A 21,743-nucleotide genomic window follows, 5' to 3' on the forward strand; every position below is an offset into this window, starting at 1 on the left:
ACTTTGAACTTTATACTTTCAACTTTTAAAAATGGTAACATTCAATGCAGAAATAGAAAGGTTTGCAGCCAATGGAGAGAAAACGGGTTGGAGTTATGTTTTTGTTCCAGAGGAAATTGCGCAGCAAATTAAGCCTAACGACAGGCGTGGAATGCGTGTGCGTGGACAGATCGACAATGTTCAGATTAACGGGAAGAGTTTAATACCCATGGGCGGGGGTGATTTTATTTTGGCCTTGGATACCAAATTACGGCAGCAATTAAAAAAGGAAGAGGGTACTAAGATAGTGCTTTCACTTGAGCATGATGTCGATTTCAAAATAGAAATGCCCGAAGATTTGGAAGTTTGTTTGGGACAAGAAGATGGTCTGCTCGAACATTTCTTATCCTATACCAAAGCACATCAAAATTATTTTATCAATTGGTTAAACACCGCAAAAACTGAAATAACAAGAACCAAACGCTTAGTCATGATTGTTGATGCCATGGCGAAGAAGCAAGATTTTGGTTTGATGATGAGGAGCAATAGAAAAGAAAAAGCTTAAAGTTGGAAGACCAATGTCCAAAGATTAAACACCGGATCATGCATGATCTTTTATGGGCTTTAAGCAAAGTATCATTATAGGGCCCTTGTTCGACTCTCCTTCGGGTCTTGTTCGGGAAAATGGCATTTTAACGGTGGTTTTCCGAACAAGTCTCGAACAACGCCCGAAGAAACCTACTTTTTCCTATGAAAAATAGGCTCTTGTAAATGTGTTTGATCAGCCCTCTACTTTTGGCAGATATCACGATACTTAAAGATGAAGGAAAACTTTCACTTCAACATAATGATATCATTCTCATTAATTATGCTGAACTGTTAAAACCGAAAATCATAAAACGTAAATTGGCAGAGGCTAAAGCACTATTTGTTGATACTTATATTGGCTTCTCACAACATATTTTTGATAATGCTAAAGATCCTGTACTGTATATAGATAACCAAAAAATACATCATACTGAAATACGGGCAGCGATTAAGCAATTAAATGTCCGTCATCTCGCTTATTTATTCAAAAAGACCCACAGTTGGCAATTCATTATGGGCAAAATGCTAAAAATAGTGTGGTAAAGGTTTGGACAAAAGTGCAGCTTGAAAAAATTAAGGAAAAAACTAGAGCCAGCCTATTGAATAAGGTGCTAATACCTAACTAAACAACCAATTAACCAGTCAACTAAACAACTAACTATCGATTATAATTCCTAAACCAGCTGTTCACTTTCATCTGTATGACCCCTAAGAAAGCTTCCCTAAAAATTCGGGTGCTCATTTTTGAAGTGCCTTCAGTTCTATCGGTGAAAATAATAGGAACTTCAACCACATTAAATCCATATTTGATAGCCGTAAACTTCATTTCAATTTGAAAGGCATAGCCTACAAACTTGATTTTGTCCATTGGGATCGTTTCCAAAACGCGTCTGCGATAACATTTGAAACCTGCCGTAGCATCTTGTATATTAATTCCTGTAATGATACGCACATACATCGATGCGAAATAAGACATCAGTACCCTGCCCATTGGCCAGTTTACTACATTTACACCTTTTACGTACCTGGAGCCAATTGCCAAATCGGCACCATTTAAGCAAGCCTCCCTTAAACGTACCAAGTCGTCTGGATTATGTGAAAAATCGGCATCCATTTCAAAAATATATTCGTAATTTCTTTCCAATGCCCATTTAAATCCATGTATATAAGCTGTGCCAAGTCCCAATTTACCCTTTCTTTCCGCTATGTGCAGCATTGGAAACTCTTCTTGTAGTTCTTTTACAATTTGGGCAGTGCCATCTGGAGAACCATCATCTATAATCAGAATTTCAAAGTCGTGATTTAAAGAAAATACCTTACGAATAATTTTCTCGATATTTTCCTTTTCGTTGTAAGTGGGGATAATAACTAAGCTGTCGGACAAAGGATCTTAAATTTAGGTTTTGTAATTGCGAAATTAATGAATAAAAGCCGATGTTTATATGTACCTCTACCGTTAAAATATGTTAAACCACTATCTAATGTTTCCCATCCATTTTTTTAATAGGGGAACCAATAAAAATATAAATATGCCAATTGCAGCTGAATAAATAGAAATTTGGAATAAGATATTGGCATAATAGGGTAATGATAGGACTGGATTGTTGGCTTCGATAATATGCTTTGGTACGCTCATTAATGCTCCTATTTTGCCTGCCAGAAACTCCCCAATGGCCGTAAAGAAAAAGAAAATGCCCATCATTAGTCCAACAATGTTTACCGGAGAGAGTTTGGTAATCATGGATAGGCCTACTGGGGAGATACACATCTCACCGCAAATGATAAAGAAATAACCTCCAGAAAATGCCAAAAGGGAAATTAGACCATGGTCCAGACTGCTCTTACAGGCCAGGTAGAAAGTGAAAAAGCCTAAGCCTACAAAAATAAACGATAAGGCAAATTTTGCGGGAGTAGAGGGCTCCAACCCACGTTTATTCAGCCATGGCCATAACGACGCAAAAATCAAACTCAATATGATTACCCAGGCAGGTGGCAGAAAATTATTTACAGCTAGCGCGGGTAATTCGATGCCAAAAATATGCATGTCTACATTACGCATGGCAAATAGGTTTAACGAACCGGAGTTTTGTTCATAAAATGCCCAAAAAAAGGTAGAAACAACTACCAATGCTAAGGCAGACAATAGCTTGTATTTAGCTTCTTTTTCAAGCTTCAACGCTATATATGTAATATAGGCCACCGAAACTACGGCCAATATGGGCATTATGCTATCCAAGGTTTCGTAGTAATTGAAAAGCGTAACAATAAGTGGCAGCGCAACAAAAGATAGGAGATAGATCAGATATTCTATTGTAATGATACCGGCAATTTTCTCTTTCAGTTTAGGGCTTAATGGTAGACCCTTTTCCTGAAAAGATTTTTTGCCCATGATGAAAACAATTAAACCAATCACCATAAAAATACCTGCCATGCCAAAGCCATAATGCCAGTTTATTTTTTGGCCTACGTAGCCACATAACAAACCACCTAGTGCCGCACCTACGTTTATGCCCATATAAAATAGGGAAAAGGCACTGTCCTTTCGAGGATCATTATTATCATAAAGTGTGCCCACCATACTGGAAATGTTTGGCTTAAAAAAGCCATTTCCACATATTATGAAAGCCATTCCATAAAAAAAACTCCAATCTTGCGGAATAGCCAAAACGATATGGCCAATAGCCATCATTATCCCGCCAAAAATAATAGCTCTCCTATAACCTAAAAATTTATCGGCCAACATACCACCGAACATGGGCATGGTATAAACCAAGGCAGAATAAGCTCCTAAAATGGCATAGCCCTTGGGTTCATCGAACTTTAATTGGGTAACCATATAGGCCAATAACAACGCCTTCATCCCATAGAATGAAAACCGCTCCCACATTTCAGTGAAAAATAAGAGATAGAGTTGTTTAGGATGTTTGCTTGTCGCTGTCATTTTAGTTGGTTTATTGTTTAGTTTTTGGATGTTTGGCAGGAAACCTATAACTTATTGCCTTAAGGAGCTAAACGTTCAATTTTCCAGTTTCCATTTATCAAAGTATATTTAATCCTGTCATGCAAGCGGTTAGATCTACCTTGCCAAAATTCAATTATAGTTGGTTTTACGATATAACCACCCCAATGTGCCGGTTTCGGAATGGTTTTGCCTTCGTATTGCTTTGTTAATTCTTCAACTTTGTTTTCTAAAACGGCTCTATCGGAAATGACTTGACTTTGAGGGGAAACGATTGCACCAATTTGACTGCCTACCGGACGAGAATGGAAATATTGTTCAGAGGTTTCCTTATCTAGCTTCTCTATTTTGCCTTCTATTCTAATCTGTCTTTCCAGCTCTCCCCAAAAGAACACCAAGCAGGCCAATGGATTTTTCTTGATCTCTTTACCTTTTTGGCTCAGATAGTTAGTGTAGAAACTAAAACCTTCTTTATCAAAACCCTTAAGGAGTACAATTCTAGCGTTCGGTCGACCCGATTTGTCTGCTGTGGCCAACGTCATTACATTGGGTTCAAAAATCTGCACTTTCATGGCGTCAGCGAACCATTTTTCAAATTGGTCTATTGGGTTTTTAACCACATCTTTTTCACTTAATTCGGCGGCTTTATAATCTTGCCTTAAGTTCTGTATCATTTCTTTTGTAAGCTCCATGTGGCAAAAATAGGTTTTGTTAGCATATTTTTTCTTAATTTTCACAAATGTTAAGTTTGTTAAACCCTTCTGCTGGCAAGTTGTTGATTTCTGAGCCATTTTTAAACGATCCCAACTTTAAACGTTCGGTGGTTTTATTAACGGAATATGAGAATGAAGGTGCCATTGGTTTTATCCTTAATCAATCTAGCAATCTGCTGATCAAGGATTTGATCCCAGATTTATGGTTGGCCGATTTTCCTGTATTTATAGGGGGACCCGTAGAAGTAGATACTGTTCATTTCATACATCGTTGTTATGATAAGATTAAGAGTGGCGTAGAAATTGCCGATGGTATTTTTTGGGGTGGCGATTTTGAAACTTTGAAACTTCTTGTGAACAGTAATAGCATTACAGATGAAGAAGTAAAATTCTTTTTGGGCTATTCTGGATGGGATGCTAAGCAATTGGAAGGGGAAATTACAGAAAATACCTGGATAGTTTCTGATCAATATCATCCAGAAACTATTTTTTCTCATAATGAAGAAGAATTATGGAAAGAGGTGATTATCAACTTAGGCCCAAAATATGCTCATATCAGTAATTTTCCTATCGATCCAAACTTAAATTAGTTTACACCTTCAATGTGCGATAAACGGATGCAAGAGAAGGCAAAAAACTCAATTCTGTAAACATTGGGAATTTAAGCTTCCATCTCAGCAGCAGATTCTTCTACCTTTTTTCTTAGTTCATCTTTGTAAGCTTGCATTTTTTCGGCCAATTCTGGTAATGCAGTAGATAAAATTTGTACGGCCAGTAAACCAGCATTTTTTGCCGCGTTTAGGGCTACGGTTGCTACTGGAATACCATTTGGCATTTGTAAAATAGACAGGATACTGTCCCAACCATCAATGGAATTTGATGATTTCACAGGGACACCAATAACGGGTACCGTAGTAATTGAAGCTACCATACCAGGCAAATGTGCCGCACCACCAGCTCCAGCAATAATTACCTTTATGCCCCTTTGGGCAGCGTCTTTCGCATATTGGAACATTCGTTCTGGCGTGCGATGGGCAGAAACTACGGTCATTTCAAATTCAACACCAAAATCCTTTAATATTTCGGCAGCATCGTTCATGATAGGAAGGTCAGACTTACTGCCCATAATAATTCCTACTTGTGCGCTATTTATATTTTTTTGCATGATAAATTCCTGTCTAAATGCTGTTAAGCTTAGCTTTTTACTTTTAAGGTAGATTGTACAAAACGTGCTTTTTCAATAGCTCTTTCTCTATTTTGGTCAATAACAGTCAAATGGCCCATTTTACGGAAAGGTTTGGTATACTTCTTACCATATAAATGAAGATATACACCATCAACTGCCATGATTTTTTCCAGACCATCGTATTTGGCTACCCCATCGTGGCTTTTTTCGCCCAAGAGATTGATCATTACGGCATTGGAAATAGAACGGGTATCGCCTAATGGCAGGTTAAATATAGCCCTCAGGTGCTGTTCAAATTGCGAAACATAATTTCCTTCAATGGTATGATGCCCACTATTATGCGGACGGGGGGCAAGTTCATTCACCAAAATATCGCCGTGTTTGGTAATGAACATTTCTACTGCTAGAATGCCCGTAATATTTAGGGCAGAAGCAATATCTATGGCTATTTTCTCCGCCCTATGCTGTATACTATCCGGATAGGTAGACGGAGAAATCAGAAATTCTACCAAATTGGCCTCGGCATTGAATTCCATTTCTACCATCGGAAAAGTCTTAATATCTCCATTTGGGTTTCTAGCTACAATAACAGCGATTTCCTTTTCAAAATCTATTAATTCCTCCACTAATATTGGGGCATTAAAGGCATTTTTAACATCGTCCATGTTATTGATTTTCATCACACCTTTGCCATCATACCCATCTTTCCGCAGTTTTAGGATATAGGGAAATTCAAATTTTCCGTTGGTCAAATCCGATTTGTTGTTCACCAATTGAAAAGGAGCCGTTGGAATATCGTTTTCTTTGAAAAATTGTTTTTGTATGCCTTTATCCTGTATCAGCCTGATCACTCTGGATTGGGGATAAACCTGCTTGCCTTCTTTTTCAAGTTGTTCGAGCGCTTCAATATTTACTTTTTCTATTTCTATCGTAATGATATCGGCTTTCTTTCCAAAGTTATATACGGTATCGTAATCGGTAATGGAACCACATTCAAAGTAATTGGCTATGTTTTTGCAAGGGGCATCGGCATCTGGATCCAGCACCAATGTAGTCAAATTGTAATTGATTGCTTCTTGAATGAGCATTCTTCCTAATTGTCCACCTCCCAATATTCCTAATTTTAACTCGCTAATCTGTTTTGCCATTACCAATTTAAATTTGTTATCTCGCACAAAAATAGCAAAAATAAGCATTTGGTTTGGGTTAATTTATATATTAAGCTAATTATGGGAAGCAAAATTGCTATCCTTCTATTTTTTGTTTGTATAGCCCATTTGTTTTATTTTGTCAAACACAAACTTGGACTTTGGCTTAGGTAACGTAACGAAAAATGGCAGACTAAATCAATGTTGACCCTACAGCAATTTAAAATTTTGCCTTTTTACTTTTAACTTAATATTACCTTTGCCACATGGTTTACGATGCAGTAATTATTGGTGGTGGCGCTTGCGGATTAATGTGTGCTGTGCAGGCAGGGTTTTTGGGCAAAAAAGTAGTTGTGCTCGAGAAAAATGCTCAACCAGGCGCTAAGATTTTAATTTCGGGAGGAGGGAGATGTAACTACACCAATCTTGGCGCTACAGAAGAACAATTTATTTCTGACAATCCACATTTCCTAAAATCTGCATTTAAACAATGGACTGTAGAAGATACCATCAGCTTCTTTGAAACCTATGGTATTTATGGTGCAGAAAAAACTTTGGGACAATTATTTCCAGAAGCTAAGAATGCCAAAGATATAGTGGCCGTTTTTACCTCCCTTTGCGAAGAAATGGAGCAAGCAATTATTTGTAATGTAGAAATCAGGGCTATAGATGGAGATGACGGTCATTATAAAGTGACTTATACTACCAACGGTAAAGAGAAGTTTTTAACTGCACCAAAGCTGGTAATTGCTACCGGAGGTTTGCCCATCCCAAAAATGGGTGCTACAGATTTTGCCTTCAAATTTGCTCGTCAACATGGCCTTAAACTTATAGAAATGGCACCAGCACTGGTTCCACTTACCATTACAGGGAGAGATGAGGCTTGGTTTTCACATCTTTCAGGCAATTCGGTGTTTTGTAGGGTAAGTAATGATCAGATAAGTTTTGAAGAAAATATTTTATTTACACATTGGGGCTTAAGTGGCCCAGCGGTTTTACAGATTTCCAGTTATTGGCGTAGGGGAGAAAGTATAATCATAGATTTATTGCCAACGGAAAGAATTTTGGATTTAATTGAGGTGCAGCGGGCCACAAACGGCAAAGTCATGTTATCTACTTTGTTGAATAAATTTTATCCTAAAAAATTTACCGATGCCTTGGCTAAATTTCTACCCATACATAAACCGGTTGCCGATTTAAATAAAGGAGAGATGCATACGATTAACGTAACCATACATCATTTTAAAGTAAAGCCAGCAGGTGATAAAGGCTATGATAAGGCAGAGGTAATGCGTGGCGGTATTGATACGAATGAACTTTCTTCCAAAACCTTGGAAAGTAAGAAAATACCTGGTTGTTATTTTGGTGGGGAATGTGTAGACGTGACTGGTTGGCTAGGCGGATATAATTTTCAATGGGCATGGGCTAGTGGCTATGTAATTGCACAAAATATTTAATATGCCAAATTAAATATTTTTAAAATTGTCCAAAAAGCTTCATTTTCTGTGCCTACCGAAAAATAACATTTTGGACAAAATTGTTCATTATGATAACTTGATTTTTATTTTGTTTTGGTCGGTCTTACCTCTATTTTACTTGGAAGTACATTTGGATTCATATTTAAGAGATCTACTACCATTTGTCCTAGATCAGCAGGTTGTATTTTCCAAGAATCATCTTCATTAGGTTCATGGTCATTAAAATGGGAAGTTACCGAACCCGGCATAATGGTGGTCACCTTAACATCGTATGCCCTCAAATCTAACATTACTGCCTGTGTAAAACCAACTACACCAAATTTAGAAGCATTATACCCGGCACCACCGGCAAAGAAATTGGTGCCAGCTAAACTTGAAATGGAAATGTAATAACCCTTGTTTTGTTTCAGTTGTTCAACACTTGCCTTTAACGTATGGAAAACCCCGGTTAAGTTGGTATCTATCATGGCCTGCCAATCAGCTAAGCTTAATTGATCTATGGGCGCAAATTTGCCCAATCCTGCGTTGGCAATTACGATATCCAGCTGCCCGAATTTAGATATGATCTGTGCTATGGCATTGGCTTCTTGCTCAAAATAACGCACATCCGATTGAATGGCCAATACATTCACGTTGCCCAATTGAGCTTTTGCTTTTTCTACATCTTCTAATTTCCTGCCAGAAATGGCCACCTTTAATCCCGCATTAACCAAAGCTTTTGCTATGCCTAATCCTATACCTTTAGTGCCGCCCGTAATATAGGCTACCTTATTTTTTAAACTCATCTTTTAGCTTTTAAGTCTAGCTAAATTGCAATATTTAAGACGAAAATCAAAGCATGAACCTATCCTGTCTGCTAATCTTACCTTATGATGATTTTGGTCTTATCCATCGCTAAGCTTATTAATCAGCTCATAAATACCTATTAGTGAGTATTTTTTTAACCCTTTCGGTTAATTAATTTTATGCAGAACGGCCTATGTTGTGAAATGGGCAGGACATTAGAAAAGGAAAATATGAAATACTCTTTGATGTTGTTGATATTGGTGACTTCGGTTTCATTCGCGCAACAAAAAAAAACAGCTGGCAATTCATCTCCTGCTAAGGTAACTTCTAAATACGGTGCTTTGGCAGTAGATAGAAGTAACGGCTTTTATTATGGGTGGGCCAATGACCAACCAAGCTTGAGCGCGGCAGAGAAGCGTGCGTTGGAGGAGTGTAACAAAAAAGGTGGCAATTGTACCCTTGTACTTTCTTTTTCAGGTGCTGGTTGTGCAGCCTACAGAACTATTGATGGAAATGTGGGTACGGCTTATGGTTGGGGGCTTGCCAAAACAAAGGAGCTGGCAGACGCCATAGCTATGGCAGAATGTAATAAAAGAAGTATGGGAACGCTACCAAGTAATTTTGTATGGGCCTGCAACTCGAGCAATTCAGGTGTTTTAAAAGAAATTTATAATGCCAGTGATGAAATTGAGACCCCCATAAAAATTGGCAATCAGGTTTGGATGAATAAAAACTTGGATGTTGGCAAATTTAGAAATGGAGATCCTATTACAGAAGCAAAAACGCCTGAAGAATGGGAAAAATTATCTTCTGATGAAGTAGGACAAGCTGCTTGGTGCTATTATAATTTCGACCCTAAAAATGCGGCAAAGTATGGTCGACTGTATAATTTCTATGCAGTTGCTGATAAAAGAGGGCTTGCACCGCAAGGATGGCATATCCCTAGTGCAGTTGAATTTGAAACACTGATCAGTTATTTAGGGGGCGAATATTCTGCCAGTAAAAAGCTAAGGAGTAAGACGGGCTATAAAAATGGAAACAACGGCACTAATGAGAGTGGCTTCAATATTCAGCCGGCAGGCTATAGGGGAGGCTATGCCAGTAGCGGTTTTAGCTGGCTTGGAGAAACTTTTCTGATCTGGTCGTCTACTCCTAAGGATAAATGGCAATGCCATTATTTGGCCTATAATCGTGATAAGGATTTTGTATATATTGGTTCATGGAGTAGGGATAATGGTTTTTCGGTCCGTTTGATCAAAAACTAATAATCGTAGTCAATTTAATTAAATCCCTGCAAACAATTTTCGGCTTTTGGTTATTCTATAATTACAAAACTAGAACATTATGGAAAATTCAAGCCGAGAAAATAAAAATATGCCTATACAAAATAGTCCAAAGCCAAGTGATCAGGTACAATTGGAAATAGAAACCGTTACACCCGATACGGAAAAAGATGTACTACCAACGGAAAGCAGCATCAACAAGTCGGCAGGTTTACTCAAAAAACAACCAATAGATTCTACAGGAGATGACACTAACAATAAAGATAGTGAAGCCTTAACCACAGATAAAAATCAAGGTGAACACCAACGAAATGAAAATGCTGAAGCTATACTTGAAAAAGGACGGGATATAGGTGCCAATCATATTGAACCAAAAGACCAAAATTCCTCTGATGAACGAGATAAGATTGAGACCATCAGTCCTTGATTGAAACCATTTAAAATCCTCAATTCTATCCGATGCAGATCGGTGGAGTGGGGAAATACTAAAAATGCCTCCATTAGTTTATACAGACTGAAAACGTGTTGGACTGGTAGGTTGGTGTATTGTCATTGCAGGCCCACTGCCTTATAATTAAAAATGCGCTCTGATGTTAATCTACAATCATCAAAGATGCCTCGATCTCAAGTAAATGATATTTTTTCATTTATATCATCGTTGGCAAACCTTTCCATTTCTTTTTCCGTATATATTTTCAAAAAAAATGAGATTGAACTTGAATTTTCTATTTTAAAAGTTTAATTAAATAAAATAGGTGGTCATGATTTCTAAAAATAGTCAGAAAATGAAATATGAGCTGAAATTTTTTTGAGTAAATTAAGATTGATCGAAAAATATAAAGAAATTGCGGGAAGGATGCTGTGTCGATAATTTTATTTGAAAATCTACAGGAGATAAAGGCATAATTATTAACAAATAATCATTATATTGGAACAATTTATTAAATTATGATCAAGAAAATCTTGGTGCTAGAAGATGATCAGGACATCCTGTATGTGGTTCAAGAAGTATTGGAGTACGAGCGTTTTTTGGTGAAAGGAATTTCTAATTGCCAAGAAGTGCTTAAATTGGGAGAAGAATTTGTTCCAGATTTGTTTCTTTTGGATTTTAGGTTGCAGGATGGAAATGGGGGCGAGGTATGTAGAGATTTAAAATCTCATCCCTTATTTGCAGCAACCCCTGTAATTATTTTTTCTGCTTATGCGCAAAAGAACATAGATTTTTCCGCCTACGGTTGTGACGGGGTGATCGAAAAGCCTTTTGATCTCGATCAGCTTATCGAAATGGTCAACCTGTTGCTCACAAAAACTAGCGTTTAATTGGCTGCTTTTAAACTTTGAATCAGGCTAAAGGCAAACTGAAATAGAAGCTAGTACCTTTTCCAGATTCGCTTTCAGCCCAAATTCTGCCGTGGTGCAAACGTATAATTTCGGCACACAGGTACAGCCCAATACCAAAACCGGATATAGCCTTGGTATGTTTGGTTTCTACACGATAAAATCTATCGAATAACCTGTCCACTTCATGTGGTTTAACGCCCATTCCCTCATCGGTCACTTTTACAATGGCTTCATCTTTATCCACTTTACAATTAATGGTAATATTCTTGCCCAAAGGAGAATACTTAATGGCATTGCTCAATAGGTTTCCAAGTACCTGTGCTATTTTGTCACCATCTGCAAATACTTCTACTTCTTCACAATCGATAATGGAGATGATGTGGTTTTTGGAAAGGAGTTCTGCTTCCTCTATAGCTTCATGAATCAATTTTCCCAGGTTGATCTTTTGCGGATCAATGATCAGTCTTCCCGATTCTAGGCGGGCAACATCAAGAAAACCCTTGATCAGGGAATGCATTTTATCTATCTGTAAAAGAGATTTTCTGACAAAGGGTTTAAAAATATCATGGTTGATTGATTTTTCAATTTTCGTTTCCATAATCTGCAGATAGCCTTTTAAGCTTGTCAACGGAGTCTTTAGCTCATGGCTGGCTATGGCAATAAAATCATTCTTTCTGATTTCTTCCAATTTTCGATTAGTGATATCGAGTACCGTACCAGAAAAATTTGCTTCTAGGTCTGCTTCGGTTTTATAGGTTCTTCCTGTTGCCCTTATCCAACGTAAAGTGCCGTCTTGACGAACAATAATAGGGAATTCGAGTTCAAACTTTTCGTCATGTTGAATGGTATTTTCAATGGCCTGTTTTACATGCTCACGGTAATCATCGTGAATTTGTGCTATGGCTTCATCAAAAGACATTTCTTCGTCTTCCAGAAAACCTAAAATTGTCTTTAACCGTGTGGATGGACTAAACTCCCCATCTTGTAGGCGAATATTCCAAGTGCCCAATTCTGCCGATTGGACCGCTAAATTTAACCGTGCTTGTGCGCCTTCTACTTGTTTGCGTGCTTTTACGAAAGGGGTAATGTCGGTAAGGATAACCAGTATACCGGTTACTTTTCCTTTTGTGTCTTTTAGAGGATGATATAATGAATGTACATAAGCATCCCTTAGGCCTCCTTTGTAATATAAACGTACTTTCAGTTCGTTATTGGTCTTTGGTATTCCAGTTTGATAAACCTCGCGTAGCCAATCGTTCATGGGTTGGCCTTTAAGTTCAGGTCGTGCCAACTCATGTGAGCGGCCAATCAGTTCCTCTCGCTGACGGCCCCAGATCTGTAGCATATTGTCATTTACAAGTTCAATGATCAGATCTTCACCTTTTAAAAAGCACATACCTACTGGCGACTGTTCGAACAAGCTTCTGAACCGTGTTTCATTTTCCTTTAGCTTTTCAAAAACGGAACTTATGTGTGCCTGTGCTTCAAAAAGCTCTTCATTGGTGGTGGCCAATTCTTCATTTGCGGCAGCTAATTCTTCATTTAAGGATTCAAGCTCTTCCTGTCTATCTTGTAATAGCTTTTTATTATTGATCAGTTCGGTTACATCATTAACACTGGCTAATATGGCTTCTACATTGCCATATATATCAAAAAGTGGGTCATATGAAAAATCAACATAGGCTTTTTTCAAGGCTCCATTTGGTAGACGTATGTCAACTGGCATCCCTAGCATAGCCACTCGCTTTTTACTTTCGAAAACTTGGCTAAGCAACTTTGGGAATGATTGTTGTTGCAGTTCCGGGAAAACATCTATCAGTCTTTTATTGAGGATCTCTTTTTCACTTCGACCCCAAATCTGCAATATGGGGTCATTAACAATGTTAATGATCAGGTCTTTACCTTTGAGTATCGTTAGGCCGATAGGTGTGGTACTTACAATCCTATTCAATTGATGTGCGCTTTGTTCAATTGTTTTTCTCGCTATAACTTGGTCAGTTACCTCTGTAGCTACAATCATAATGCTTGTTGTAGGGCCTTCAGGATCTTTTATGGGCTGGTATACGAAATTGAAATAGGCCTGTTTTACCTGACCTTTAGCTGTTGCCATATCTGCTTTGATCTCGTTACCATAGAAAGCTTGGCCAGTATCAAATATCCTGTCCAGTATGCCTAAAAAGGATTGATCTTGTATCTCAGGCAAGGCCAAATGTAAAGGCATACCGATTACGTTGGACCTTTTTCCAAAATATGCTAGCATTTTTTGATTGGCAGATTCAATGAACAGTTCTTTTCCGGTAAGAACCACAATGCCCACAGGGGCGCTCGAAATCAGAAACCGTGCTTTTTGTTCGCTTTCCACTAGAGCCTTGGTACGTGATTTCACTTTTTCTTCGAGCTGGTTATTGAGTTGGTAAAGTCGTTCTTGTGATTTGATGAGGTCTTCATTTGTTGCCCGCAATTCTTCATTGGCTGAAGAAATTTCTTCGTTAACTTCTTGTAGTTCAGATAAGAGGAGGGCTTCTGTTTCTTGGGAAAGGCGAAGGGCTTGTTGATCTTGTATTTTTGCCGTAACATCATATAAGGTCAACATTAGGTATTCAGGTACAGTTGACGAGTTAAATATGGCAGTGATGTGTAATTCTAGCCAAATAGGGGCTGTACGTAACGGTTTATGGATAAAAGCCGGTAAAGAAATACTTTCTTTATGGGAAATGGCTTCGGTTATTTTTGACTGTAGTGTTTGATCATCGAATGGAAAGATACTTAGGTAACTTTTAGTGTCTAAAAATGACATTCCCGAATAAGAAGTGGAATCGCCAACAAGTATCTCCCAAGCCTGATTAGCCTGGATAATTGTCAATGTAGGGAAATCGGCCTTGAGCAATATTCTTGCTTCTTGGAGCTGGCTGAATAGTATTTGAAAGAGAGGATCCTTAATGTGGTGCATGTTGATTAAGTGGTATAACGACAGTCTTTCAATAAGAGATTAGTACATAGTTATTTCATGATAAAAGTAAATTCAGTTGATCTTTAAGCTCATTAAGATCAAAAGGTTTTTTGATAAAAGCATCTGATTTCGAATTTTTATTAATGGTTTCGGCCTGTGAATGTGCAGACATGATCACCACCGGAATGTGGGCAAATGCAGGATCTTGCTTAATATGGTTACATAAGCTAATCCCGTCACCATCAGGCAACATAACATCCAGTAGAAAAATGTCATTATGTTGTTTTTGATAAGTGCTTAGAAAAGCAGAGGCCGTATCAAATAAAGTAACTTCAAAGCCTTCTTCCTGAAGATAGATATCCAATACATCGGCAATATCTGGATTATCCTCCACAATACATATGGTTTTACTCATCATTTTAGATTTCTAGTGGTTTAGTCTTGTAGTGCAAGATAAACAATTTTAACTAAAATTTAAGGCTAATTCATGGTGATGTTAAACCTATAATAACCAAGTAGGTATTTATCTATTTTCAACAGAAAGTAAAAGATAACAAACTCTTTCTATAAAAAATGCTTTAGCCAAATATTTCTGGTTAGCTTTGCCAAGTATTTCTATTTGTTAACTAGATTATTTTGAACACCAATTTTTTAAAGCATATTGCTGATCGCCAGAAAGAGTTAGAAGCAGTACCTTCTAATCAAATTATTGCCAATTGGGCATTAACATTGCTTCACCTGATCTATCCAGAGCGCATGCCAGTGCAAAAGCTCGATGTTGCTGAATTGCAAGATGCGTTTGCTCAACAAAAGGTCGAATTGTTAACGATATTAAATGCCACCAAGTCTTGTAGTGGTAACAATGAAGAGATCGCCATTCGGTTTTTTGATCATTTACCCGTTTTGTATGCCCAGTTAAATACAGATATAGCCGCTATTTTGTTGGGTGATCCGGCAGCACAAAGCGAATTTGAGATTATCAGATGCTATCCAGGCTTTTTGGCTATTGCTCTTTATAGAATAGCCCATCAGTTATATAAAGCCCAGGTGCCCCTTATTCCTAGGATCTTAACTGAATACGCACATTCGGTTACCGGCATAGATATACACCCGGGAGCCGTTATTGGGGAATATCTTTATATCGATCATGGTACAGGTTTGGTGATTGGCGAGACGACCATTATTGGAGATCATGTGAAACTATATCAGGGCGTAACTTTGGGTGCGTTAAGTGTAGAAAAGCTAATGGCCAATACCAAAAGGCATCCTACTATAGGTAATCATGTAATTATCTATTCAGGGGCTACTATTTTAGGGGGAGATACCGTTATAGGAAATGATTGTATTATAGGCGGAAATGTATGGTTGACGAAAAGTGTACCAGCAGGATCTACTGTTTACCACCAGTCTGTAATTAAGATTACCGAAACAAAGAAAACCATCCATTAAAGTTATAGATTATATAAGCAATGAACAGTATTATAGATTGCATTGGCCATACTCCCTTGGCAGAGATCAGAAAGCTGCATACCAATCCAAATGTTAAAATATTTGCCAAGTTAGAAGGGAATAATCCGGGGGGAAGCGTTAAAGATAGAGCTGCATTAAATATGATACGGAGTGCAATGGAACGTGGGGAAGTGGATAAAAATACCCGTTTAATTGAGGCTACAAGTGGGAATACCGGAATTGCCTTGGCCATGATTGCCGCCATATATGGAATTGAAATAGAATTGGTCATGCCGGCCAGTTCGACTCGCGAACGTACCTTAACAATGGAAGCCTATGGTGCCAAGGTTACGCTTTTGGAATCTATTGAAGTGTGTAGAGATTACGCGGAAGAAAAAGGGAGTAAACCAGGCTATTTTCTATTGAATCAATTTGCCAATAAAGACAATTATTTGGCCCACTATAAAACAACGGGTCCAGAAATTTGGAAAGATACCAATGGACAGGTTACCCATTTTGTGAGTAGCATGGGTACCACGGGAAGTATTATGGGCAATTCTATGTACCTAAAAGAACAAAACCCACAAATACAGATTGTGGGATGCCAGCCCACAGAGGAATCGTCCATTCCGGGTATACGCCGTTGGCCTGCCGCTTATTTGCCAAAAATATATGATGCAAGCCGTGTAGATAGGATAATGGATGTTTCCCAACAAGAAGCCACTTTAATGGCTAGACAGATGGCCAAAGAAGAAGGTATTTTTGTAGGAATGAGTAGTGGAGGTGCCTTACATTGTGCCTTAAAGGTAGCGACTGAACTAGAAAGCGGCTTGATAGTTTTTATTGCCTGCGATAGAGGTGATCGCTATTTGAGTAGCGATCTTTTTGCCAGCTGATAAAAATTAATTATGAATTAAGGGGCTTACAATTCCCCTTAATCTTTCGTATAATCCATTACATATTTGCTCAAGTTGGGCAACTGTTTTTTCTTGCGACTGAGCTCATATTCATAAATACTGCGTCCCAGATTTTTCATAAAAGGATAGCATACCGTCTCATATTCATATTTGCCATCGTTATAAATACCATCTTCATTACTCTGTATCACTGCGGTTAGGAAAAATTCTACTCCATTTTTAAAATCTACAAAATAGGAATTGTCGATAATGAAACCGTAACTATCGCCATATTTGTCGAATATTCGGATATGTGGTGCGATGACAGCATTTTTATCACGACCATAAAACAGCATTTTGGCATAAGTAGGCCAAAACTCTTTTGGATCATATTTTGGATAATTGCTTTCGGTGGGGAACTTGCTCATATAGGTATAAATAAGCTGATAATCATCAGCACTAAGCTTGAACCTTTCTTTGACAGGATAGGCTTCTGGCATCATTAACCTCATCATTAATGATTGTTGGTCTTTAATGGTAAATACATTTTTGTGCTCAAAGCTGTAGGGTTTGTTAACCAACTGTTCCTTACTATCCATATAGCCTATACCTACAATAAGGTGGGTCAGCGCTAATGGATAACTTTTGGGGTCATATTGTGCAGGTTGGTTATAAACCAATCGGTCGCCTTCATAAAAACGAATAGGATTGGTATTTTTTTCACTTTCGCCGCTATCGCCTATGGCCAGACGATTTAAAATGCGGCTTTCAGTCATTCCGTATTTTTTCAGTTTGGCATTGATTTCCGCCCGCCCTATAAATTCAAAAAGGCGATTATAGGCATCATTATCACTGGTCAGCAAAATTTTTTTAATGTAATGTGCTATGCTTGGTTTGCCACTGGCTGCACTTTCATCTGCTGTTACCTTGGTCTGGCCTTTAAAAGCACTGTCGGTAATCATGCTGCAGTTGGCTGTTAAACCTGGTATTTTCAATTCATTGATTTTCTCTAAAGCAAAAATTACAGCAGCTAATTTAACCGTGCTGGCAGGGTAGAAATAATGTGTTGGATCTATCCTATAACTAAAGCTTTTGAAACTAGGCTTATTGTTTTTATCACGGTTAACCTGGGTATACATGATCTGTACTTCATTTTTATTCGGATGCTTAAGTATGCCGGAGAATAAGTCAGGCTTGCTTTCTAAAAGCTGCCTTAAGAATACAGTATCGGTTTGTGCCATGGTCTGTGTGCTGATGAAGAGGAGTAAATAGAAGATTGCTTTTTTCATGATAAAGATTGCTGCTGGTTAAAGATAGGGAAGAAAGACTAAAGACTAAAGAACAAATCCCTAAACAACGAAATAACCAACCAACCAGTTTACGTTAAAAGTATAAAGTATAAAGTATAAAGTTCAAAAGTACTGTCAATAGGACCAAAAACCTAAACAACCAAAGAACAAAGACTAAAAAGCCAAACAACGAAACAACTAACCAACAAAACAACCAACTAACGAAAAAAAGACTATCTTTGCCTTGCTTTTGGTTTCCGTAAGTTACGTTCGGAATTAAAAGGGAATACGGTGTAAATCCGTAACTGTCCCGCAGCTGTAAGCTCTGTAAACTGTTTTCTATTCATGGCCACTATCTGATTAACATACGGATGGGAAGGCAGAAAACGGAGAGTAAGTCAGAAGACCTGCCTTTAGCCTTATAAATTCATAGCTTTCGGGGATTGAAGCTTGGAGTGATGTGCCAGTATTTTTACTTGCTCCTTAATTTCTGTTTGCTGTGGGATCATCTCACATCAAAAAAATGGTAAAGAAAAACTTTGCGCTATTGGGCGTAAATTTTGCTTCTTGTTACTTTTGGCTTTGGTTAGGTATTGTTGCCTTGCCTTGTACCTGTTTTGCCCAAAAAGCAGACAGCATTCAAAAAATAAACCAGTTAAATGAAGTGCAAATTCAGCAGTATCGTTTAACTAAGCAAAATCTTTCGCCAGTTCCGCTCCAAATTTTAAGTGCCCAAGAGCTAATGCGCATCAACAGCCTATCGGTTGCCGACGCTATCCGATACTTTTCTGGTGTACAGCTTAAGGATTATGGAGGCATAGGGGGATTAAAGACGGTAAATGTTCGAAGTATGGGCAGTAACCATACTGCGGTTTTTTATGATGGTATTGTTGTGGGAAACGCACAGAATGGCCAAGTAGATTTGGGTAGATATGGTTTGGATAATTTGGAGGAAATTTCATTATGGAGTGGACAAAACTCCAATTTGTTGCAACCTGCCAAAGCTTACGCATCTGCCAGTGCTATCTTTTTGAAAACAAAAGTACCCGATTTTGATCAGCAGAAAAGATATTTCCTAAATGCTGATGTCAAGCTTGGTGATTTTGGTCTGATTAGCCCTAGTGTCAACTATCAATATAGAATTAAGAATAAACTTTGGGGGAGCATAAGTACGAATTATATTCATGCCAATGGCAGCTATAAATTTAGATTGACCAATGGGGTTTTCGATACCACTGCGCTAAGAAACAATGCTGATGTAGAAAGATTTAGGATACAGGCTGCCCTATTTGGAGAAACCAAGTATAAGGCCAAATGGAATATACAAGGCTATTCTTTCTGGTCTAACAGAGGTTTGCCAGGCGCTATAGTTGCCAATAAATTCGATTATAGTCAGCGCATTTGGGACCAAAACTTTTTTGTACAGGGCGCCTATCGACAGGATTTTAATCGTGTTCAGTTGCTGTTCAATGCCAAATTTACCCACGACTATACACGTTTTGTAGATCCAGAATATGTAAAGATAGATGGTTTTTTAGACAATAGGTTCAGGGAAAGTGAGGTCTACTTCTCGGTAGCTGTCAAATATGATGTCAATACCCAATGGAGCTGGTCGCTGTCTTCAGATGATCAGTACCAATACTTAAATGCCAATCTCTACCGCTTTGCTTACCCACAAAGAAATACATTTTTAAATGTATTGGGTACAGCCTTCAAAACAGATCGTTTAACCTTACAGGGCAATTTGCTAAGTACAACCGTAGTAGATAGGATACAAGCCCTTGAAAACCCTAATGATAAACAGATTTTTAGTCCAACGCTAATGTTTTCATGGAAAATATTTCAGCAGCATAACCTAAGCATTAGGGGCTTTTATAAGGATATTTTCAGGATGCCCACCTTTAACGATCTCTATTATACTTTTATTGGCAATACGCTACTACGTCCTGAGTTTACCAAACAATACGATTTGGGCTTAACCTATTCCACGTTTTTCAACCAGGGTAAGCTGAGGTTTGTTGAGTTGCAGGGCGATGTATACTACAATACGGTAAAAGATAAGATTATAGCCCAACCAGGCGCAAATCTGGCCAGGTGGATTATGTATAACATTGGCAAGGTAGAAGTTAGGGGGCTGGAAATTAACGCAAAAACTGGAATTGACCTCAGGAAAGGATTGAATATTGGCTTTGGTATAAATTATACTTATCAACAGGCCATAGATGTAACGGATAGAAATGAAGATAGCTTTGCTGATCAAATTCCTTATGCTCCAAAGCATAGTGGTTCTTTTTTAGCTAAGGTCGATTACAAGCATTGGAAATTGAACTATAGCTTTATTTATACAGGTTATCGTTATAACCAAAAAGCCAATCTTATTTATAACTATATGGAGCCTTGGTATACACACGATATGGCCATGGGCTATGGGTTCAAGTTAAAAGAAAGTTGTGTTCAGCTGAACTTTGAAATCAATAATCTCCTGAATCAATATTATGATGTGATCCCCAATTTCCCAATGCCGGGCAGAAACTATCGCTTAACCTTAAATTATAGCCTATGAGAAACTTGAGCTTTTTGTTGGTGTTCATTTTGGTATTGCTGGCCTGCAGAAAGGAGCCTAGGCCACTGCCTTCCGAAATCAGCAGGGTCGAACCAGAGCCAACTGCTGTGCTTAGGGGTATGTACCTGGTAAATGAGGGAAACATGAACATGAACAAGGCTTCCCTTGATTATCTGGACTTTAGAAATGGCATTTATACACGTAATTTTTACAACCAGATTAATCCAGAAGTGACTAAAGGATTAGGTGATGTTGGTAATGATATAGGTATATATGGCAGTAAGTTATATATCGTAGTGAATGTTTCCAATAAAGTGGAAGTATTAAATGTAAGGACTGGAAAACGCATTGGGCAGATCAATATAACAAATGGAAGATATCTTGCTTTTGCCAAAGGAAGAGCTTATGTGAGCGCCTATTTAGGGAGGGTTGGCGATCCAACGGCCGTAAATGGTATAGTGGCCGAGGTTGATACCACCACTTTAAGCATCAGCAGGACAGTGCGGGTTGGCCGTCAGCCCGAAGAAATGGCCATTGTTAATAACAAGCTTTATGTGGCCAATTCGGGAGGCTACAGCCCACCGAATTATGAAAATACCATTTCGGTGGTTGATTTGGATAGTTTTATGGAAACAAAAAGAATAGAAGCAGCCATTAACCTGCATCGGTTAAAAGCCGATAAATATGGCGATCTGTATGTGACTTCAAGAGGTGATTACTATGATATTCTCTCCAAACTACTGGTGATCGATACAAAGACAGAAAAAATTAAGAAAACATTTGATTTCGCTGCAAGTAACCTGACCATAGATGATGAGGTAGCTTATATCTACGCTACCTCATGGAACTATTTACAGGGCAGAAATACCATCAATTATTTTATGATCGATGTAAAAGAAGAACTGTTGTTAAAGCAGCAGTTTATTACAGATGGGAGCGATAAGCATATAAGGGTTCCTTATGGCATAGCGGTAAACCCCTATAATAAGGATATTTATATTACCGATGCCAGAGATTATGTAACCCCAGGCAAATTACATTGTTATAATGTAGAAGGTCACCTAAAATGGTCGGTAACTACTGGTGACATACCGGCACACCTAGTTTTTGTGAAATAAAATTAAATAGAAGTGAA

The 21,743-nt window shown here is 38.1% G+C and carries 20 protein-coding genes and 1 riboswitch; of the genes, 11 read left to right on the forward strand and 9 right to left on the reverse strand.

What is annotated here, in order from left to right:
- The first annotated feature begins 31 nt into the window (after positions 1–31).
- Both JHD79_RS09700 and JHD79_RS09705 read left to right on the forward strand, forming a co-directional pair.
- Positions 32–544, forward strand: coding sequence for a YdeI/OmpD-associated family protein (locus tag JHD79_RS09700; protein ID WP_199119033.1), 513 nt, complete (start codon positions 32–34; stop codon positions 542–544).
- Positions 545–750: 206 nt separating this feature from the next.
- Complete coding sequence (locus JHD79_RS09705; RefSeq protein ID WP_199119034.1) at positions 751–1,110, forward strand: hypothetical protein; 360 nt, start codon at positions 751–753, stop codon at positions 1,108–1,110.
- A 115-nt stretch (positions 1,111–1,225) separates the two neighbouring features.
- Here JHD79_RS09705 and JHD79_RS09710 read toward each other — a convergent pair whose 3' ends face one another.
- The 3 genes from JHD79_RS09710 to pdxH all read right to left on the reverse strand — a co-directional run bounded on the left by JHD79_RS09710 (position 1,226) and on the right by pdxH (position 4,218).
- Positions 1,226–1,951, reverse strand: coding sequence for a polyprenol monophosphomannose synthase (locus tag JHD79_RS09710; RefSeq protein WP_199119035.1), 726 nt, complete (start codon positions 1,949–1,951; stop codon positions 1,226–1,228).
- A gap of 90 nt (positions 1,952–2,041) precedes the next feature.
- Positions 2,042–3,508, reverse strand: a complete 1,467-nt coding sequence (locus JHD79_RS09715) for a peptide MFS transporter (RefSeq protein ID WP_199119036.1) — start codon at positions 3,506–3,508, stop codon at positions 2,042–2,044.
- Between the two features lie 59 nt (positions 3,509–3,567).
- Positions 3,568–4,218: a pyridoxamine 5'-phosphate oxidase gene (pdxH, locus tag JHD79_RS09720; protein WP_199119085.1), complete on the reverse strand. Its 651-nt coding sequence runs from the start codon at positions 4,216–4,218 to the stop codon at positions 3,568–3,570.
- A 47-nt stretch (positions 4,219–4,265) separates the two neighbouring features.
- On the opposite strand from pdxH, the gene JHD79_RS09725 reads away from it, so the two are divergent.
- Complete coding sequence (locus JHD79_RS09725; RefSeq protein ID WP_199119037.1) at positions 4,266–4,829, forward strand: YqgE/AlgH family protein; 564 nt, start codon at positions 4,266–4,268, stop codon at positions 4,827–4,829.
- Positions 4,830–4,900: 71 nt separating this feature from the next.
- Here the strand turns inward: JHD79_RS09725 and purE are convergent, their stop codons facing one another.
- Both purE and JHD79_RS09735 read right to left on the reverse strand, forming a co-directional pair.
- A complete protein-coding gene (purE, locus tag JHD79_RS09730) occupies positions 4,901–5,404 on the reverse strand; it encodes a 5-(carboxyamino)imidazole ribonucleotide mutase (protein ID WP_199119038.1) in 504 nt (167 codons plus the stop codon).
- 29 nt (positions 5,405–5,433) lie between these two features.
- Positions 5,434–6,573, reverse strand: coding sequence for a 5-(carboxyamino)imidazole ribonucleotide synthase (locus tag JHD79_RS09735; protein WP_199119039.1), 1,140 nt, complete (start codon positions 6,571–6,573; stop codon positions 5,434–5,436).
- 266 nt (positions 6,574–6,839) lie between these two features.
- Between JHD79_RS09735 and JHD79_RS09740 the strand changes: the two genes are divergently transcribed.
- Positions 6,840–8,030 (forward strand): aminoacetone oxidase family FAD-binding enzyme, encoded by a 1,191-nt coding sequence (locus JHD79_RS09740; RefSeq protein WP_199119040.1) that lies wholly within the window; start codon positions 6,840–6,842, stop codon positions 8,028–8,030.
- A 104-nt stretch (positions 8,031–8,134) separates the two neighbouring features.
- Here the strand turns inward: JHD79_RS09740 and JHD79_RS09745 are convergent, their stop codons facing one another.
- Positions 8,135–8,836: an SDR family oxidoreductase gene (locus tag JHD79_RS09745; RefSeq protein ID WP_199119041.1), complete on the reverse strand. Its 702-nt coding sequence runs from the start codon at positions 8,834–8,836 to the stop codon at positions 8,135–8,137.
- A gap of 180 nt (positions 8,837–9,016) precedes the next feature.
- Between JHD79_RS09745 and JHD79_RS09750 the strand changes: the two genes are divergently transcribed.
- From JHD79_RS09750 to JHD79_RS09760, 3 genes are all read left to right on the forward strand, one after another.
- The gene (locus JHD79_RS09750; protein WP_199119042.1) at positions 9,017–10,102 is read left to right on the forward strand and encodes an FISUMP domain-containing protein; all 1,086 of its coding nucleotides are present in this window, start codon (positions 9,017–9,019) and stop codon (positions 10,100–10,102) included.
- 79 nt (positions 10,103–10,181) lie between these two features.
- Positions 10,182–10,547 carry a hypothetical protein gene (locus JHD79_RS09755; protein ID WP_199119043.1) on the forward strand — a complete coding sequence of 122 codons (366 nt, stop codon included), beginning with the start codon at positions 10,182–10,184 and terminating at the stop codon, positions 10,545–10,547.
- A 521-nt stretch (positions 10,548–11,068) separates the two neighbouring features.
- A complete protein-coding gene (locus JHD79_RS09760) occupies positions 11,069–11,440 on the forward strand; it encodes a response regulator (RefSeq protein ID WP_199119044.1) in 372 nt (123 codons plus the stop codon).
- Between the two features lie 22 nt (positions 11,441–11,462).
- On the opposite strand, the gene JHD79_RS09765 is transcribed toward JHD79_RS09760, so the two are convergent.
- Together JHD79_RS09765 and JHD79_RS09770 are read right to left on the reverse strand one after the other, a co-directional pair.
- Positions 11,463–14,411: a PAS domain S-box protein gene (locus JHD79_RS09765; RefSeq protein ID WP_199119045.1), complete on the reverse strand. Its 2,949-nt coding sequence runs from the start codon at positions 14,409–14,411 to the stop codon at positions 11,463–11,465.
- Between the two features lie 55 nt (positions 14,412–14,466).
- Positions 14,467–14,829, reverse strand: a complete 363-nt coding sequence (locus JHD79_RS09770; protein WP_199119046.1) for a response regulator transcription factor — start codon at positions 14,827–14,829, stop codon at positions 14,467–14,469.
- A 218-nt stretch (positions 14,830–15,047) separates the two neighbouring features.
- Here JHD79_RS09770 and epsC point away from each other — a divergent pair, with 218 nt between their 5' ends.
- Positions 15,048–15,860: a serine O-acetyltransferase EpsC gene (epsC, locus tag JHD79_RS09775; RefSeq protein ID WP_199119047.1), complete on the forward strand. Its 813-nt coding sequence runs from the start codon at positions 15,048–15,050 to the stop codon at positions 15,858–15,860.
- Positions 15,861–15,880: 20 nt separating this feature from the next.
- The gene (gene cysM, locus JHD79_RS09780; RefSeq protein WP_199119048.1) at positions 15,881–16,756 is read left to right on the forward strand and encodes a cysteine synthase CysM; all 876 of its coding nucleotides are present in this window, start codon (positions 15,881–15,883) and stop codon (positions 16,754–16,756) included.
- A gap of 38 nt (positions 16,757–16,794) precedes the next feature.
- Here the strand turns inward: cysM and JHD79_RS09785 are convergent, their stop codons facing one another.
- A complete protein-coding gene (locus tag JHD79_RS09785; RefSeq protein ID WP_199119049.1) occupies positions 16,795–18,045 on the reverse strand; it encodes a serine hydrolase in 1,251 nt (416 codons plus the stop codon).
- Between the two features lie 234 nt (positions 18,046–18,279).
- Positions 18,280–18,475, forward strand: a riboswitch (cobalamin riboswitch).
- A gap of 93 nt (positions 18,476–18,568) precedes the next feature.
- Between JHD79_RS09785 and JHD79_RS09790 the strand changes: the two genes are divergently transcribed.
- Both JHD79_RS09790 and JHD79_RS09795 read left to right on the forward strand, forming a co-directional pair.
- Positions 18,569–20,608, forward strand: coding sequence for a TonB-dependent siderophore receptor (locus JHD79_RS09790; RefSeq protein WP_199119050.1), 2,040 nt, complete (start codon positions 18,569–18,571; stop codon positions 20,606–20,608).
- Positions 20,605–21,726 (forward strand): YncE family protein, encoded by a 1,122-nt coding sequence (locus JHD79_RS09795; RefSeq protein ID WP_199119051.1) that lies wholly within the window; start codon positions 20,605–20,607, stop codon positions 21,724–21,726. The genes JHD79_RS09790 and JHD79_RS09795 overlap by 4 nt, the downstream gene beginning before the upstream one ends.
- Positions 21,727–21,743 lie beyond the last annotated feature (17 nt).

This window comes from Pedobacter sp. ASV28 (genome assembly GCF_016428855.1).
In the GTDB taxonomy this organism is placed as follows: domain Bacteria; phylum Bacteroidota; class Bacteroidia; order Sphingobacteriales; family Sphingobacteriaceae; genus Pedobacter.